This is a genomic window from Pseudomonas brassicae, assembly GCF_010671725.1.
In the GTDB taxonomy this organism is placed as follows: Bacteria; Pseudomonadota; Gammaproteobacteria; order Pseudomonadales; family Pseudomonadaceae; genus Aquipseudomonas; species Aquipseudomonas brassicae.
Genome location: NZ_JAAHBU010000011.1, coordinates 1 through 16,532, shown reverse-complemented (window position 1 = coordinate 16,532; position 16,532 = coordinate 1). Strand labels below are relative to the sequence as shown.

General features: G+C 61.2%; 11 protein-coding genes and 4 pseudogenes. 6 read left to right on the top strand and 9 right to left on the bottom strand.

Features of this window, described 5'->3' with window-relative positions:
• The first annotated feature begins 292 nt into the window (after positions 1-292).
• The 4 genes and pseudogenes from G3436_RS01205 to G3436_RS01190 all read left to right on the top strand — a co-directional run bounded on the left by G3436_RS01205 (position 293) and on the right by G3436_RS01190 (position 5,567).
• Positions 293-808 carry a sigma-70 family RNA polymerase sigma factor gene (locus G3436_RS01205; protein WP_163940508.1) on the top strand — a complete coding sequence of 172 codons (516 nt, stop codon included), beginning with the start codon at positions 293-295 and terminating at the stop codon, positions 806-808.
• Positions 795-1,785: pseudogene (locus G3436_RS01200) on the top strand (FecR domain-containing protein). The gene G3436_RS01205 and the pseudogene G3436_RS01200 overlap by 14 nt, the downstream one beginning before the upstream one ends.
• A 120-nt stretch (positions 1,786-1,905) precedes the next feature.
• A complete protein-coding gene (locus G3436_RS01195; protein ID WP_163940506.1) occupies positions 1,906-4,317 on the top strand; it encodes a TonB-dependent siderophore receptor in 2,412 nt (803 codons plus the stop codon).
• 830 nt (positions 4,318-5,147) lie between these two features.
• The gene (locus G3436_RS01190; RefSeq protein ID WP_163940504.1) at positions 5,148-5,567 is read left to right on the top strand and encodes a hypothetical protein; all 420 of its coding nucleotides are present in this window, start codon (positions 5,148-5,150) and stop codon (positions 5,565-5,567) included.
• Positions 5,568-5,873: 306 nt separating this feature from the next.
• Here G3436_RS01190 and G3436_RS01185 read toward each other — a convergent pair whose 3' ends face one another.
• The 4 genes from G3436_RS01185 to G3436_RS01170 form a co-directional block, all read right to left on the bottom strand.
• Positions 5,874-8,342 (bottom strand): TonB-dependent siderophore receptor, encoded by a 2,469-nt coding sequence (locus tag G3436_RS01185; RefSeq protein ID WP_163940502.1) that lies wholly within the window; start codon positions 8,340-8,342, stop codon positions 5,874-5,876.
• Between the two features lie 93 nt (positions 8,343-8,435).
• The gene (locus tag G3436_RS01180) at positions 8,436-9,365 is read right to left on the bottom strand and encodes a FecR family protein (RefSeq protein ID WP_163940500.1); all 930 of its coding nucleotides are present in this window, start codon (positions 9,363-9,365) and stop codon (positions 8,436-8,438) included.
• 5 nt (positions 9,366-9,370) lie between these two features.
• On the bottom strand, positions 9,371-9,967 hold the full coding sequence (locus G3436_RS01175; protein WP_338001184.1) for an RNA polymerase sigma factor: 597 nt from the start codon (positions 9,965-9,967) through the stop codon (positions 9,371-9,373).
• Positions 9,968-10,009: 42 nt separating this feature from the next.
• Entirely contained in the window at positions 10,010-10,588 is a 579-nt protein-coding gene (locus G3436_RS01170; protein WP_163940498.1) for a hypothetical protein, read from the bottom strand.
• 171 nt (positions 10,589-10,759) lie between these two features.
• Here G3436_RS01170 and G3436_RS01165 point away from each other — a divergent pair.
• Positions 10,760-11,092, top strand: a pseudogene (locus G3436_RS01165) (NAD(P)H-binding protein); the annotation flags it as partial.
• A gap of 297 nt (positions 11,093-11,389) precedes the next feature.
• Here G3436_RS01165 and G3436_RS01160 read toward each other — a convergent pair.
• The 5 genes and pseudogenes from G3436_RS01160 to gcvA form a co-directional block, all read right to left on the bottom strand.
• Complete coding sequence (locus G3436_RS01160; protein WP_163940494.1) at positions 11,390-11,599, bottom strand: cold-shock protein; 210 nt, start codon at positions 11,597-11,599, stop codon at positions 11,390-11,392.
• Positions 11,600-11,803: 204 nt separating this feature from the next.
• Positions 11,804-12,022: a cold shock domain-containing protein gene (locus tag G3436_RS01155; protein ID WP_163940492.1), complete on the bottom strand. Its 219-nt coding sequence runs from the start codon at positions 12,020-12,022 to the stop codon at positions 11,804-11,806.
• Between the two features lie 62 nt (positions 12,023-12,084).
• Positions 12,085-12,294 (bottom strand): cold-shock protein, encoded by a 210-nt coding sequence (locus tag G3436_RS01150; RefSeq protein WP_044461546.1) that lies wholly within the window; start codon positions 12,292-12,294, stop codon positions 12,085-12,087.
• 173 nt (positions 12,295-12,467) lie between these two features.
• Positions 12,468-13,717 (bottom strand): annotated as a pseudogene (locus G3436_RS01145) (2-aminoadipate transaminase).
• Positions 13,718-13,806: 89 nt separating this feature from the next.
• Entirely contained in the window at positions 13,807-14,697 is an 891-nt protein-coding gene (gene gcvA / locus G3436_RS01140) for a transcriptional regulator GcvA (RefSeq protein WP_163940490.1), read from the bottom strand.
• 335 nt (positions 14,698-15,032) lie between these two features.
• Here gcvA and G3436_RS01135 point away from each other — a divergent pair.
• Positions 15,033-16,438: pseudogene (locus tag G3436_RS01135) on the top strand (amino acid permease).
• The last annotated feature ends 94 nt before the right edge of the window (positions 16,439-16,532 follow it).

The following is a 16,532-nucleotide window of genomic DNA, read 5'->3' as shown; positions in this document are numbered from 1 at the left end:
GATATCGAAGTGATATCAATTCGAGAGAGTAGTCGGAATGTTTAAATCGTCCAATTTTTGGCAGGCCACTCCCATCTCAGTCCCGTCATTACTTCTCATGATATATCGTAACTGCCCGCTTATGGCTGTGGATTCAACCGGTCGCTAGCGAACGTCCGCTTTTGGCCGAGAGCAGACAGTCGCGAACACCCAGTTTTGACCAAGTACGCGCCCCAAGCCTCCCATTTGCCTGACACCCCACCGCATGAGTAGAATGCGACTAATTATCAATCATGTACTTTCCGGGATGCCGATGCGCAGCGACGATACGCTTGGTACTGCAGAGCTGGGGCTGCTCTATCGCACCCACCATGCGTGGTTGCACGGCTGGTTGAGCCGACGCATCGGATGTCATGAGTCTGCCGCAGACCTGGCGCAGGACACCTTCGTACGCCTGCTCAAGTCCCGTCAGGCAAGCCCCTTGCGCGAACCCCGTGCCTACCTGAGCAGCATCGCCCGCGGGCTGATGATCGACCAGTACCGCCGTCGCGAACTCGAACGTGCCTACCTCGCCAGCATCGAGGCGCTGCCTCAACAAGAGGTGCCGTCGGCAGAAAGCCGGCTGCTGATCCTCGATGCGCTGGAGCGCATCGACCGCCTGCTCGACCAGCTCAAACCCCGAGTCCGCCAGGCCTTCCTGTTCGCCCAGCTCGACGGCTTGACCTGCACGCAGATCGCCGAAAAGCTGGGCGTTTCCCGCGCCACGGTGGAGCGCGACCTGGCCAAGGCCCTGCAACACTGCTATCGCTTGCGTTATGCCGAGGGCTAAGCCGCAGGCGCCAGCCCCCGCCGTTGTCGACCAGGCCATCGAGTGGCTGGTGCGCCTGCGCTTCAATCAGGCCGACGCACACACCCAACGCACCTTCGAGCACTGGCTGCAGCAACGCCCCGAGCATCAGTTGGCGTGGCAGCGTGTGCAGTCGCTGGGCGATGACTTCGCGGGCATCCCCGCTCAAGTGGCCCGGCAAACCCTCGATGGCACCCAGCGCGGCATGCATCGACGCGAAAGCCTGAAGCTGCTGGGCCTGCTGGCCACCATTGGCGCCGCAGGCTGGCTTGGCCGCGATTACACATCGCTGCCGGCCATGCTTGCACAGCACCACAGCGACACCGGCGAGCAACGCCACGTGCAGCTCGATGACGGCAGCCTGGTGCAGCTCAACAGCGACAGCGCCGTCGACAGCGACTTCGACGCGCAGCGACGGCTGATCATTCTGCGCCGTGGCGAAATCATCGTGGAGGTCGGCGCGGATGAGCACGCGGCGCAGACGCGACCCTTCTGGGTACAGACACGCGACGGCGTCGTGCGCGCCCAGAGCACCCGCCTGCTGGCGCGTGAGCGTGACGACGGCACGTTGCTGGCAGTGCAGGGCGGCGCTGTCACGGTGTTCCCGGGGGCCAGCCAAACCGTCGCCGATGGCGGCGGCAGCAACGTCCAGAGCACAAAGCCGTTGCTGTTTACCGCTAGCGGCGCCCGTGAGTTCAGCGGCAACGGCCTGGATGTATGGAGCTGGGGCGACGGGGTGATCAGTGCGCGCAACATGCGCCTCGGCGACTTTGTGGTGGAGCTGTCGCGCTATCGCCCCGGCGTGCTGCGCTGCGCCCGAAGCGGTGGCGGACCGTCGCGTGTCCGGCACCTTCCAGCTCGCCGACAACGATCAGGTACTGGCATTGGTCGCGCAGTCACTGCGCTTGCGCGTGGATTATCGCACCCGTTACTGGGTGACGTTGAGCGCCGCCAGCTGAGCCCGTCTGCTGCCTGAATCCCTTCTGAAAAAATAATGAGGTGATTTCTCATTCTCGTTCGGCCTGTAAGGAAAGCCGACATACAGGCCAATCTGCCGACCCCTCCCATGGAGCGAGAAAATGAGTTCGTCCCCGGTTCCACAGCGCCATCCATTGAATCGTGCCTTGCAGGGTGCGGTGCTGGGTTTGATCGTCAGCAGCTGCGCACTGCCGGCGCTGGCGCAAACGTCAACCACCGACCCGCGCAACCAGGTGCAGCAGTGGAACATCGCTGCCGGCCCGTTGGCGCCGGCGCTTGACCACTTTGCGCGTGAGGCTGGCATCAGTCTGTCCTTCGATGCGGCCAGCGTGGCCAACCGCACCACCGGGGGCGTGAGCGGTACGTTAGATACACAGGCAGCACTGGCTTCGCTGTTGCAGGGCAGCGAGTTGCAGGTCCAGCAGCAAGGCCCGAATGCGTACCTGCTGGTGCCGCAGCCCAAGGCGGCCGCCCCGCTCGAACTCAGCGTCACCGACGTCGAGGACTACCGCCTCGCGCCCCTGATCATCAATGCCAAGGTCAAGGTCAGTGCCGACGACGACACCCACTCGGTGGTCGCCAAGGAGCTCTGGGTGGGCGGCAAGGTGGCGACCAGCATTCTCAACACGCCGGCGTCGGTGTCGGTGGTCACCCGCAAGGAAATGGAACAACGCAGCGTGAGCACCACCGAAGAGGCGCTGCAATACACGCCGGGCGTGGTCAGCGACTTCTATGGCACGGACGACCGCAACGACTACTTCCAGATCCGCGGCTTCCAGGCCACCACCTACCGCGACGGGCTGACCCTGAGTTCGATGCGCGGGGTACGCGAAGACCCGTTCGCCTACGAGCGCATCGAAATCCTGCGCGGCGCCAACTCCACGCTGTTCGGCCCGGCAGACCCCGGTGGCTCGGTGAACTTCGTGACCAAGCAACCGCGCTTCGAGCAGTTCGGCCAGGGCTACGTGACCTACGGTTCGTTCGACCATGTCGAGACCGGCGTGGATGTGGGGGATGCGCTGAACGACGCTAAAACCGTGGCCGGCCGCTTCACGGCCAAGGTGCAGAACAGCGACCGCGAGTACGACCACTCGCAGGACGACAACCGCTTGCTGATGGGCGGTCTGACCTGGGCGCCCACCGACTACACCTCGGCGACGGTGATCCTGGACTACCTTAAAACCGAAAGCTCGCCCAACAGTGGCGGCTACCCGCTGGACAAGGAATACGACCGCAGCGACTTCTTTGGCGAGCCCAGCTACAACTTCCACGATGTGGAGCGCACCAGCCTCAGTGGCAACGTCACCCATGACTTCGACAACGGCTTCGTGCTGCGCAGCAACCTGCGCTACAGCGAGTTGACCGATGACTATGGCTACGTTTACCTGAGCGATAACGCCACGCGGGTCGGCACCACGATTCCCCGCTACCTGCTGGGCACCGACAGTGATGCCAACCAGTTCAACGGCAACCTGATGCTGCAATACGATGCCCGCTTCGAAAACATCGACAGCAGCACCCTGGTGGGCGTGGAATACCTCGACTCGTCCACCAAGGAGCGTTCGGTCTACGACCTGACGTCCTCGATCGACATTGCCAACCCGGTGTTCACCGGCGTCTCGAGCGCACTCACGCCATACACCGCAAAAAAGAGCGAGGCCACCACCAAGGCGCTGTTCCTGCAGCAGAACCTGTCGTTCTACGAGCGGTTCATCGTCACCGCCGGTGTGCGCAACGACGCCATGGAGCTGTCCAGCAAGGGCTACAACCGCTTCTCCAGCCCGGTGCAGTTCGATGACAACGACAGCTTCTCCGAAACCTCCTACCGCGGGGCGTTGACCTACATCGTCAACGATGAGGTTTCCACCTATGTGAGCATGGTGGAGTCGGTGTCGCCGCCCCAGGTGGGTGTTACACCGCAGACCGGCAAGCAGTATGAAGTGGGCGTGAAGTATTCGCCGATGGGGATGGACGCGCTGTTCTCGGCGGCCGTCTACGACCTGACCCAGGAAAACGTCAGCATCGCCGTGGTATTGCCCAGCGGCATCATCGAGCAGCAGACGGTGGGCGAGTCGCGGGTGCGCGGCCTCGACCTGGAGGCCAAGGCGCAAGTGACGCAGAACGTCAGCCTGATCGGCGGCTACTCCTACATGCAGTCCGAGGTGCTGCGCGGCTCGTTGTACGACGGCAGCTCGCTCAAGGGAAATCAGTTCACCACCGCGCCCAAGCATTCCGCCTCGCTGTGGAGCTACTACAGCGTGCCTGGCACCGACGTGAGCGTTGGCCTGGGTGCGCGCTACGTCGGCGCCTATTACCTGGATGCCGCCAACACCGGCAAAAGCGATGGCACCACCTTGTTCGACGCCGCGTTCAACTACCAGATTGCCAAGGGCACCGACCTTGCGGTGAACGTCAGCAACCTGCTGGATGAGCAGCACGTGGTGGGTTCCGGCACGGCGAACTTCTACAACCCGGGGCGTGAAATCACGGGCAAGGTGAGCTACAGCTGGTAAGCCTTTTCACATAGGCAGTGGTGCCCGCTTTATAGCAGGCACCACCAAACCTGCTTGAGCCGCAGGAGTTTGCGGGTCGATTGTTGAGTCTGCCCAGTTGGAATGGCAGGCTCCAGCAGTGACTCCCCGATCAAGCGTACGGCTCGCCCAGCACCACGACGTCGATTTTCTCTTTGATCTGGACGCAATCGCCCGGCGTGAACTTGGGCGATTGATATTCATTGCACGCTCGGTAACCGCCGGCCAATGCTGGATAGCAGTGGAGGCAAGTGATGCCTTGATGTGAACGTACGGATCTGGTGTGCCATCGATACTGTGGTTGTCAATGCGGCTGTCGAGGCTACTGCTGCTTCAACGTGTGGCAAAGTGAAGGACAGGCTCACGGATGAGCGTTTACCGAAGGCCATAGCGATCCACCTGAAATTTTTCAAGCGCTGGCGACCGCCAACAAGCGAGAGAAGGGCGTCTCGCGTCGAAGCACCTTCACTTTCATCGGCCAGAATTCTTCCCCATCGTCGACTTGTATGTTGGTGAGGGTTAGTCGTGGGCTATGGACGAGCCGAGTTACAGCTACACAGGTTGGCATGTTTCGGCAAAGCCAATCGCTATAACGAGTGGTGCGATTTGCTGTCGATAATATCTCAGGGTGCCAGGTCGGTTGGGGGTTGCCTCGTTTGCTTGGCTGATAAAACATCTATTGCCCACGAGCTTGTCTCCCCTCAAGAAATTCTCATGTCAGCCGAAAATAGGTGTTGAACAGCAGACCTTGCATCGCAATTTTCGTGATCGTGAGTGTGTGCCAGTGTTTACTGACTTAAATAAGGAGAATTATGCATAGTGCGATCTGGTCTTGGCCTTACAATGTGATGGTTTTAGTTGTTGGGGGTATTGTTATTTACTCGTTGCTGCACATTGGTACTGATAAGGAAGTTGACGTTTCCTTGTTGGGGGACGGAAAGCATTTTGCTCTTCGTGATCAGCTCGGGGAGGGCAGGTATAGTGCGACTATCTATGTGAAATCCCCTCAGAAAACTGTTGAGATCAACGGTGTGGTAAATGGTTTGGGGCTAAACCAGCCTGGGCAAGTTGTAGAGTTCGAATCGACTGATAAGGATTGCTCGGGTGTGAAATTCAAGATGTTTTATATGCAGTCATTTGTCCGGGTCATTGCACTTGAATCGGTGTTGGATACATGTCGGATGTACGGATTTTTAAAGGATGGAGATTCATTGCTAAAAGTAGTGCGGTAATCGCTGCAATCAGAGTCAATCTGGTGCAGGCCAAAACGGTCAGAGAGGGGGGAAGAATCTACCCCTTTCTGTGCCAATCGTTTTTTCTCTTCATTTATATCCGGCGTGCGATCGTCGTTATCATTCCCGGCAAGCTGCAGGCGGCAGGGGCGGCGCAGGATCGCATAGCATGATGAGACCGTTGTCGAGCGGGCCGGCTGTTTCATTCGTTCAATCAAGCGAGAGCCCAACGCCTACGAAGGGCGTCCCGCACACGCCGAACCGCCCTCCGAATCCTGTGCCAGATTTACACTGCCACTAGCCGATTCAAAACGCCCATCGGGTACTCAGCAATACATTGCGCGGGTCGCCATAAAACCCGCTGTTGAAGGTCTGGTCCAGCGAACTCAGGTACTTCTTGTCGAATACGTTGTTCACGTTCAGCGTGGCTGAAATGTCCGGAGTGAACGCATACTTGGCCATCAGGTTGAAGGTCGCGTAAGCAGCTTGTTCCGCCTCTACGGGCTGGGCAAACATCCACGATGAATAGCTGAAATGGATCCTGCTCTGCCAGTTCCAGCCACCGCCTACGGTCAGGTTGCTCAACTGCCCCGGCAGTTTGTAGGTGGACCACAGTTTTGCCATGTGCTCGGGCATGATGGTCTGGATGGGGGCGTGGTGTTCATCCTCGGTGCGGCCATAGGTATAGGACGCCATGACATTCCAGTCCGGCAGCACTTCGCCGGTCACCTCCAGGTCTACCCCCTGAGTACGCCCATCGGCTGCCCGGTAGGCGGTCTCCAGCGGGTAACCTGGTACCGAATGGTCGCCGTCAGCCACCGCAAGGTTGTCCTGGTTGATTTGATAAAGCGCGATGGCGGTGTTCACGCGCCCGTCGTAGAACGCACTTTTCAGGCCGAGTTCGACGGTGTCGCCTTCACGCGGGTCAAGCACCGTGCCGGTGCGGTCGCGGTAAGCCTGGGGCATGAAAATGGTCGCGTAGCTCGCATACAGCGTGTGCTGCTCGTTCAGGTCATAAGTGATGCCGGCATAGGGCGTGAGCACGCCGTGCTTGCGGCTGGACTGGTCCAGGTCGTAGACGCTGCGCGCAGCGTCGGCGTTGACGTACGTGTAGTGCCGATCGTAGTCGCTGACCCGCGCGCCGAGGATCACATTCAGCGCATCGGTAATGTTCAGGCGCGTTGCCAGGTAGTAGCCACGCTCACGGATGTCGGTGTCATTGTCGTAGAACTTGGCCCCGAATACCGGAGCACCGGTGCTGTTGTTCCATGTGTAGAGGTTGAACGGGGTTCGGCCGGCCAGGCCGCCGGTCTCCCGGTAGGTATCGGTTTTGGTGTGCGAGTCGGTGTAGTTCAAGCCCATCACCAGCGTGTGCTTGCGGCCGAGCACTTGATACGCACCCTCCAGCCGTGCATCCAGCCCGGCCTGGTCCTGATGGCTGTTGCCCTGCTGCGTGTAAAGCGGCAGCCCGGCACCGGTGACCTGGTTGGGGAAACCCGACCATACCGCGCCCATTACCCACTGGTAATCACGTTTGCTGTAGAGGTAGTTGCCCGAGACGTTCAACGCCCAGTCGTCGTTGAACTGCTTGCGGTAGTTGGAAAACAGGTTGTAGGCGTCGACCTGATTGGTGTTGTCGCGGCTGGCGATGTTGAACGCGCGCGACAGGCTGGTCTGCTGGCCGTTGCTGTAGAACAACGGGTTGCCGACGCCGCCGAACACGCCGCGCGGGTCATCCTTCTGATAGGAAATGCCGGCTGTCAGGGTATCGGTCTCGGACAGATCACCTTCAAGTACCCCGTAGAGCACTTGCTTTTCCTGTTGATACACGTCGATGAAACTGTCGCTTTGCTGATAGGCGCTGACAAAACGCCCACGCACGTTGCCGGTCTCGGTCAACGGGCCGGAAACATCCAGTTCACCGCGATACTTGTTCCACGACCCGACGGCGCCGGCGACATGCCCCTGGAACGTCGAAGTAGGACGCTTGCGTACCATGTTCAAGGTACCCGAAGGGTCGCCCGCACCGTTCATGAGCCCTGATGCTCCGCGTAGCACTTCCACACGGTCGTAAATGGCCATGTCTGCCAGGCTCTGCGATACGTCTTGCGTCTGGATTTCTGCTGTGGTCTTGATGCCGTCGATCTGGTAGCTGCTGATCGGATAGCCCCGCGAGTACACATTGAAGCGCTCGCTGCCCATGCTCTGCACCGACACTCCAGGGCTCTGCTGAAGTACTTCGGTAACGCTGCTCAGCGCTTGGTCGTCGATACGCTGGCGGGTCATTACGCTGACCGTCTGCGGCGTCTCGCGCAGGCTCAGGTTGAGCTTGGTGGCCGTATTGGTCGCGCCGGTGGTGTACGACCCGGTGCCCTCGGTCGTGGCACCCAAGGGGTTGGCGTTGACCGTGGTGGCACCGATTTCCAGGGTGCCGCCACTGGCTGGCCGCGGCTCCAGCACCACACTGCCCGCACCCGTACTGCGCCATGTCAGGCCGCTGCCTTCAAGCAGTTGCTCAAGGGCGGCCTGTGGCTCCTGGGCACCACGAATGCCCTGGCTGGATTTGCCCTGCACGATCTGCCCGTCATAGATGATCTGCAGGCCGCTCTGTTCAGCAAGATGATTGAGTGCACTGGCCAGCGGTTGCGCAGCAATGTCCAGCTTCACCGGCGCCGCGATGGCCAGCAGGGGCAGCAGGCTGGCCAGCAGGCCGATTCGGCGCACGGTGGCAGCCAGGGGGATGGGTTTGACGGTGTGGCACAACGGGCGATACATGTGCGTTCCTTTTCCTTGAATGCGAGGCATTAGCGTTTTAGAAAAGGAAGACGGGCGGTACGCGGGGAACCGTAAAAATAAATCAAAAATTGTTCAGCGCCGTGCTTTGAGCACGACCCAATAGTCGCTGTAGCGCACCACGTCCAGGGCGAATGCCTGGGCCAGGCTCTGCACGCCTTCGTCCAGGCGATCGAGCTGTACGGTACCGCTTACCTTGAGGTTGCCCACGCGTTCATCCGCCGCCTGGATGAAGCCCGGACGATAACGCTGCAATTGCTCCAGCACTTCAGACAACGGCGTCATCTCGAACACCAGGCGGCCATGTTGCCAGGCCAGGGCGCTGCTCACATTCACCGACTGTTTGGGCCCCAGCCCGTGGGGCGTCTGGTTGATGCGAGTACCGGCCTGCAGCACCGCATCGCCCGAGGGGTCTTCAACTTTCACGCGGCCACGTGCGACGGTCACCTGGGTGTCGGCGCCGGCGCGGCTTACCGCGTACACGGTGCCCAACGCGGTGGCACTGAGGTCGGCCGCCTCGACGCGAAAAGGCCGCTGCGGGTCGTGTGCCACATCGAACAGCGCTTCACCTTTACGCAGGATGATCGTCCGGCCATGGGCAGTGAACTGCACATCCACCGCCGAGTTTGAGTCGAGCAGCAGGTGCGAGCCGTCCACCAACTCGATGCGGCGCTGTTCGCCGCGTGCGGTGTGATAATCCGCGTCCCAGGCGTTCTGGCGCACCAGCACAAGGCTCAAGCCCAGCACCAGTACGGCAGCGCTGGCGAACTGCCAATGGCGCTTGTAGGTACGCCGTGGCGCAGGTGCCTTCAACTGCCCGGTCAGTTGCCACAGCCGGCGTGCCGCGATGAATGCCTGCTTGTGCGCGGGGTGCTCGTCACACCAGGCACGCGCAGCGGCGACATCATTCGCCGACGCGTTGTCGGCGGTGAGGCGTACCACCCAGCCATGGGCGACATGATCGACGTTTGAAGCGTCGGTGATGGAAGACGGATGATCGTGCATGGGGGTCATCGTTGCAGGCATTGACGAAGAAAGTCGAGGGCAACCACCAGCTGTTTTTCCACGGTGCTGACGGAGACGCCCAGCGTCTTGGCCACCTGTTTGTGCGGCAAGCCTTGCAGGCGGCACATCAGAAAAATCTGTTGGCATTGCGCAGGCAGGCGTTGCAGCGCCTCGGCCAGGGTGTCCATGTCACGGCGTGCGGCCACCACCTCGAACAGTTCGGGGCTTTCCCCGGTGACTTGGTAAAGATACGCCAGGCCTTGGTCGTGCTGATCGCGGGTTTCGCGGCTGCGTGCGTGATCGATGATGAGGTTGCGTGCGATACGGAAGATCAAACCGCGTACGTTCAACACCGGTTCCCGCGGTGGCTGGCGCAGCACCCGCAGGTAGGTTTCCTGTGCAAGCTCTGCGGCCGTCTCGGTGTTCTTCAGGTGCCGATAGAAAAACGAGCGCAGCGCTCCCGCGTGCGCTTTGAAAGCACGTTCAAGTTCTTCGGTAGTCATGCTCGACATTGGCGGCAGCCGCGTAACCGGGGAGGCGCAAAGGTTAGTAGTAATGTTTTGCATTTGCAATTGCGGGCGTGATTGTTCCAGCGTCAACACGCCCGCTGGGCGCCGTCGCCGGCGCCTTGATCGGTTGTTTGCTCAGCGAGAGGTCGTCACCGTCAGCACTTCGGTGTAGATGGCGTCTACCGTCTGGCCGACCTTGAGGTTTTTCATGCGGGCTTGCAGGTCGGGGTTTTCCACCTTGACCACCTTCACCTTGCCTTCGGGGGGCAGCAGTGTCACCTCGTGGTTTTTCAGGTCGATGGCAGTGATCTTGGAGGTGACCTTCACCTGGCGGTAGGCTTCGCCGCCGGGGTTGGGGTTGTCCTTGGTGGCGCGCACGGTGCCGGACTCTTCGCTGACCTTGGGGGCGCCGCCGGCAGTGGTGTCGAGCACATAGGCCACCGAGCGGGCGACGGTGATATCGACCGTGTCGCCGACTTTAAGGTTGGGCAGGGCTTTGGCCTTGTCCGACAGCTGGATGGGGATCTGGCTCTTGTCGGGGCCTTCGATGGTGACCTGGTAGTTGGCGGCATCCACGGCCAGTACCCGGGTGCTGATGTGGTCTTCCAGCGCCACACCGCCCAGGGGCAGTTCGGCGGCGTGGGCGGCGAGGCTGGCGGTGCCGAGCAGGGTGGCCAGGGCAACGGCGCGAGCGAGGGAGCGAGTGGGGGTCATGAGCCTGCTTTCCATAGTGAGGGCTGAATGAGGTGCGTAAGGTACGGGCAAAGCATAGCCATTGATTGGCGATGTGCCCGTTCGATGCGCTGCACGCGGCGGCCTTGACTCTGTCCCTAGGGGCAGGTCTCACGCTCCAGGCGAACCCCATCGCATTCTTCAGGCGCCTCGATGAGCAAACTGTGTCTGGTGACCGGTGCCAACGGTCACCTCGGCAATACCCTGGTCAGAACCCTGCTGCGCCAGGGCTATCGCGTGCGCGCCGGTGTGCGCGATGTGCGCAACCTGGCGCCCTTCGCGGGCCTTGACTGCGAAGTGGTGTATGCCGAAGCCCTCGACCAGGCGGCCATGTTCAAGGCGTTGCAGGGCGTCGACGTGCTGTTTCAGGTCGCCGCCGTGTTCCGGCACTGGGCCCGGCACCCGCAACAGCAAATCATCGCCCCCAACGTGCAGGGCACCCGCTGTGTGCTCGCTGCCGCCGCCCGCGCCGGCGTGCAGCGGCTTCATCTCGGCCAGTTTGAAAGCGGCCTGTTGCGCCCGGCGAATCAACTGCACCATGGCCAGGTGATGGGGCGTGTAAACGCGGTAGCGGCCGCTGCGTTGCGGCGCCTGGAGGATCGCCTTGGGGGGCAGCCGGTGAGCTGAGCGAGTCGTCCGATGAACATGCCGAGTGTCCTTGTGCCGCTGGCCAGGGCAGGGGTTCTGGACGATACGCGCGCAGCAGGTGAGGGGCAAGGGCGCTGCGGGCCCGTCGGGATTGGCCCCTGCATCCTGATGAAGGTAGGAGGGGCCTGCGGGAGGTCAAAGGGCCTCGACCTCTATTGCCTCGTCGCCTTTCGGGCCGTTCGCAACGACAAAGCTGACCGGCTGACCTTCCTTTAATGACTTGACCCCCGCCGCTTTGATCGAGTTGACATGAACGTACAGTTCCTTGCCATGTTTATCTGTGATAAAGCCGACCCCCTTTGAATCGTTGAAACATTTCACTGTGCCTGTCTGTCTGTCGCTCATTTCTGATTCCTCGAATACGCTATTGGCGTTGGCCCCGCACAAGGCGGCCAGTCGCATGGTTTCGAAAACGCCGTGCAAGATCATCGTGGGCGAAATGGCCGTGCAGCGAAACTGGCATTTGTATCAGTTGAGCGCCGCCACCGCGCCCGGGCCACAGTGACCAGCCCACGCTCCAGCGCCATCGCTTGCGTGAGGGGGGTACGGCTAATTCAAATTGGACCCCTCGACAATTTCGATGTTGGTGGCGTACCACTCGCCGTCAGTCCCGAGTTCCAGCTCATAGGTGATGGCTTGTCCCGTATGCAACGTTGGCCAGGCCTTGGGCGCGGCGGGGTTGAGAACGATGATGTCCTGAGCCGGGGAAGGTGCTGCTGTGAGGCAGCTGTGTTGAGAAAGCGAAATTGCTGCGGGTTTCCTGTTCATCACCATCACACTCCTGTGCGCTGGCCCTCGCAGCATTACGGGTGCGAGGGGACGCAGCGGTTTCAGATGACTTGGACCTCTTCTGCCTGCATGCCTTTCTGACCTCTTGTCGCGATAAAGCTGACCTGCTGACCTTCCTTCAACGTTTTGAAACCGTCGGATTGAATAGCTTTGAAATGGACAAACAGGTCATCGCCACTTTGCGGTGTGATGAAGCCAAAGCCCTTTTCATCGTTGAACCATTTCACTGTACCGGTCTGTCTGTTGCTCATCTCTGACTCCTCGAATGCGCTGTGTGGGCGTTGGTCCACACCAGGGCGGCCAGCCGTATGGCCTGAAAAACGCCCTGCAAGGTCATCGTGGGCGAAATGGCCGTACAGCGAAACTGGCATTTGTATCAGGTGAGCGCGGTCACGGCGCCTGCGCCACACTGCCCAGTCCCCGCCTATGCCAGCTGCGCGAGGCACTGCTCCAGAATGTCCAGCCCACGCTCCAGCAGCGCAGGCTCGATGGTCAGCGGCGCCAGCAGGCGGATGATGTGCCTGGCCTTGCCTGCCGGCATCAGCAGCAACCCCGCCGCACGCGCCTGTTCCATCACCTGCGCCAACTGCGCAGTGGCCGGCTTGCCCTCAGGCGTGATCAGCTCGATGCCACGCATCGCACCCACGCCGGTCAACCGCCCCAGGTAAGGTGTCAGGCCGTTGGCTTTCCAGGCCGCATAGCGCCCGACAATCGCCCGCTCCTGCAACTCGCCCCAGCTCGACAGGTTGGCGTCGCTCATCAACGCCAGCGTCGCCACACCTGCCGCGCAGGCCAGCGGGTTGCCCGAGTAGGTACCGCCCAAGCCACCCTTGGGCAAGCTCGCCATCAGTTCACGCCGGCCTACCACTGCGCCCAGCGGCACGCCGCCGGCAATACTTTTGCCGAGCAACAGCAGGTCCGGCTCGATGCCCAGCCGCGGGAACGCAAAACGTTGCCCGGTACGCCCAAAGCCCGACTGGATCTCGTCGATGATGATCAGGATCCCGTGGGTGTCGCAGAACCCGCGCAGCGCCTGCGCGAAGGCCGGTTCCAGGGCCAGAAAACCCGCTTCGCCCTGTACCGCCTCAAGGATGAAGCAGCCCACCTCGTGCACATCGATTTCAACGCTGAACAGGCGCTCCAGCGCTTGCAGTGCCTGCTCGGTGGTCACGCCATTGTCGGCGCTGGGGTAGGGCAGGTGGAACACCGGCCCCGGCAGCACGCGACCTTCTGCTTGTACGGCGCCACCTTGCCATTGAGGTTCAGGGTGGCCAGCGTGCGCCCATGAAAGCCCCCGTCAAAGGCAACCACTGCGCTACGCCCGGTGGCGGCGCGCACCACTTTCAGGGCGTTCTCCGCCGCCTCTGCACCGCTGTTGGTGAGCATGCCCGCCATCGGGTAGCTCAGCGGCAAAAATGCTTCCAGGCGTTGCATGAACGTCACATACGGCCCGTGCGGCGTGGCGTTGAAGGCGGCATGGGTCAGTTGCGTGGCCTGCTGCTGGATGGCACTGACGATGGCGGGGTTGCAGTGCCCCAGGTTGAGCACGCCAATGCCGCCGACAAAGTCGATGTATTGTTTGCCATCGGTGTCCCAAACTTGCGCATTGCGCCCGTGGGAAAGTGTAATCGGGTGGGCGACAGAAATAGATCGGCTGATCAAGGCATGGGGCATGTTGAACACCTGGCGAACATAAGTATTTATATATCTAAGCCAACACTCCGGCATTGCCGCAAGCGAAATAAAGTCGAGCAATCATTCCTTCAAGTCGCGATCCTGCCGCAAATCCACTCCACGAATGCCTTCACCTTGGGGACCTGCGCCGCATGCTCGGCATGGGCGATGAAGTGTGCCCCCTCGCTGGCCATCGGGTGGTCCCAGGCCACTACCAGCTTGCCTTCGGCCAGTTCTTCGGCCACCAGGTAGCGGGGCACCAGGGCAATGCCGCAACCGGCCTGCGCCGCGCGAATGCACAGGTAAAAGGTATCGAAGCGCGGCCCGTGGTAGCTCTGCTGCGAATGCAGGTCCTGCTGCAGAAACCATTCGTGCCAGGCTTCCGGGCGCGAGGTGCACTGCAGCAGCAGGTGCCGGGTCAGGTCCTGGGCGTTGCGCGGCGGCGCCCCGGCAATCAGCTCGGGGTGGCACACCGGTACCACCTCTTCGTGAAACAGCGCGATGCAGGTTGCCCCCGGCCAGGTGCCCTGGCCGAAGAAAAAGGCGATGTCGGCCTTGTTGTTGAGCAGGTCGAACGGCTCCAGCTCGCTCTTGATGTCCAGGTGGATATTCGGGTGCTGATGGCTGAACCCGCGCAGGTTGGGCACCAGCCAGCGCGCCCCGAAGGTCGGCTGGGTGGCCACCGTGAGCACCTGGGTTTCGCCCCCATAGGTGAGGATGTAGCGGCTGGAGATATCCAGCTGGGTGAGGATCTTGTTCACCTCGGCCAGGTACAGCGAGCCCGCCGGCGTCAGGTGCAGGCGTCGGCGCACGCGCTGGAACAGGGGGTGGCAGAGCATCTCTTCGAGCTGCGCGACCTGTTTGCTCACGGCACTCTGGGTCAGGTGCAGCTCCTGCGCGGCGCGGGTGAAACTCAGGTGGCGCGCTGCGGCTTCGAAGCACTGCAAGGTCGTGGTAGAAGGCATCAAGCGCTTGGACATCGAAGGTACCGGGTGGATGAAATGGACTGAGTTCATTCCTCAGTGGAATCATGTGTTTCTAAAAGGTCGTTTGTAAGCAGCCTCTTGGCAGATTAATACTGATCTGCGTCAATGATTTCAACCGCTGTTTTCGATGGCCCACGGGGCCGGGAAAAGTGCGCCCATAACTTCAATAAAGAGGCGATCACGCACACCGCATTACTGCTTTCAATGCCCAAAAAACAATAACGGCTCCTTCTATTTCTGCTGCCGCACACCCTCCATGAATTTCCTTGGCCTGAGCCGCGTACGTCGTGCGCAATCAGGTGCAGCAGGCATTGGCCAGAGAGGCAACCATGTCGTCCCTACAAGAAAAACCCCAACGTTCACTCAAGCATGGCCTGACCTCGCGTCAGGTCTCGATGATCTCCATTGCCGGCATCATTGGTGCCGGGTTGTTCATCGGTTCTTCCAACGCCATCGCCAAGGCCGGCCCGGCCATCCTCATCTCCTACATGATTACCGGCCTGCTGGTGCTGCTGGTGATGCGCATGCTCGGCGAAATGGCCATCGCCGACCCCAACAGCGGTTCGTTCTCCACCTACGCCGGGCGTGCCATCGGGCCGTGGGCCGGCTTCACCATTGGCTGGTTGTACTGGTGGTTCTGGGTGCTGATCATCCCGGTCGAAGCCATTGCCGGTGCCGACATCCTGCACGCCTGGTACCCCGACGTGCCGTCGTGGGCCTTCGCCTTTTTGATCATGATCGTGCTGTCGTGTACCAACCTGATCAGCGTGAAGAACTTCGGCCAGTTCGAGTACTGGTTCGCGTTGGTCAAGGTGGTTGCGATCATCGGCTTCCTGGTGGTGTGTGCGCTGGGTGTGAGCGGGGTGTGGCCGCTGGCGCCGCAGACTTCCGGGGTGCAGAACCTGTGGGCCAATGGCGGCTTCATGCCCAATGGCTTCGGCGCGGTGCTGGGCGGTGTGCTGATCACCATTTTCTCGTTCTTCGGTGCCGAGATCGTCACCATTGCCGCCGATGAAACGGCCAACCCCAAGGACAAGATTCGCCGTGCCACCAATCTGGTGGTGTACCGCATCGCGATCTTCTACATCTTTTCGATCTTCTTCATCGTCGCGCTGGTGCCGTGGAACGACCCGCGCCTGCTGCAGGTGGGTTCGTTCAGCGCGCGCTGGAGATCCTGAACGTGCCGGGGGCCAAGTTCCTGATCGATGTGGTGGTGCTGGTGGCAGTCACCAGTTGCATGAACTCGGGCCTGTATACCGCCTCGCGCATGCTCTATTCGCTGGGCGCACGGGGTGAGGCGCACCCGGCCACCCGGCGTATCTCGGGTAGCGGTGTGCCGACGGTGGCGGTGGTGTTGTCGACATTGGCCGGGTTTGTCGGTTGCTTCGTCAACTTCGCCTTCCCGGGCAAGGTGTTTGGCTTCCTGCTGTCGACCACGGGCGCGATCGCCTTGCTGGTGTACCTGGTGATTGCCGTGTCGCAGTTGCGCATGCGCGCCATCGTTGAACGCGAAGGCACGGAGCTGGCGTTCAAGATGTGGCTGTTCCCGTGGCTGACCTGGCTGGTGATCGTGGTGATCTCGCTGGTGCTGGGGTACATGCTGTTCAGCGCCGACTACCGTTATGAAACCCTGATGACGGCGGCGGTGACGGCGTTGATCCTGGGCATTGCGTTGTACCGCAAGCGGGCACGGATAGAGCACACACCGCAGCGGGTTGCGCCGGAACGCGTGTAAGGCCAGCGAGCGTCTTGGCCCCTTCGCTGGCAAGCCAGCTGCCACAGGTACCGTGCCGATCCTGGGGTTTGCGCCAAACCTGTGGGAGCTGGCT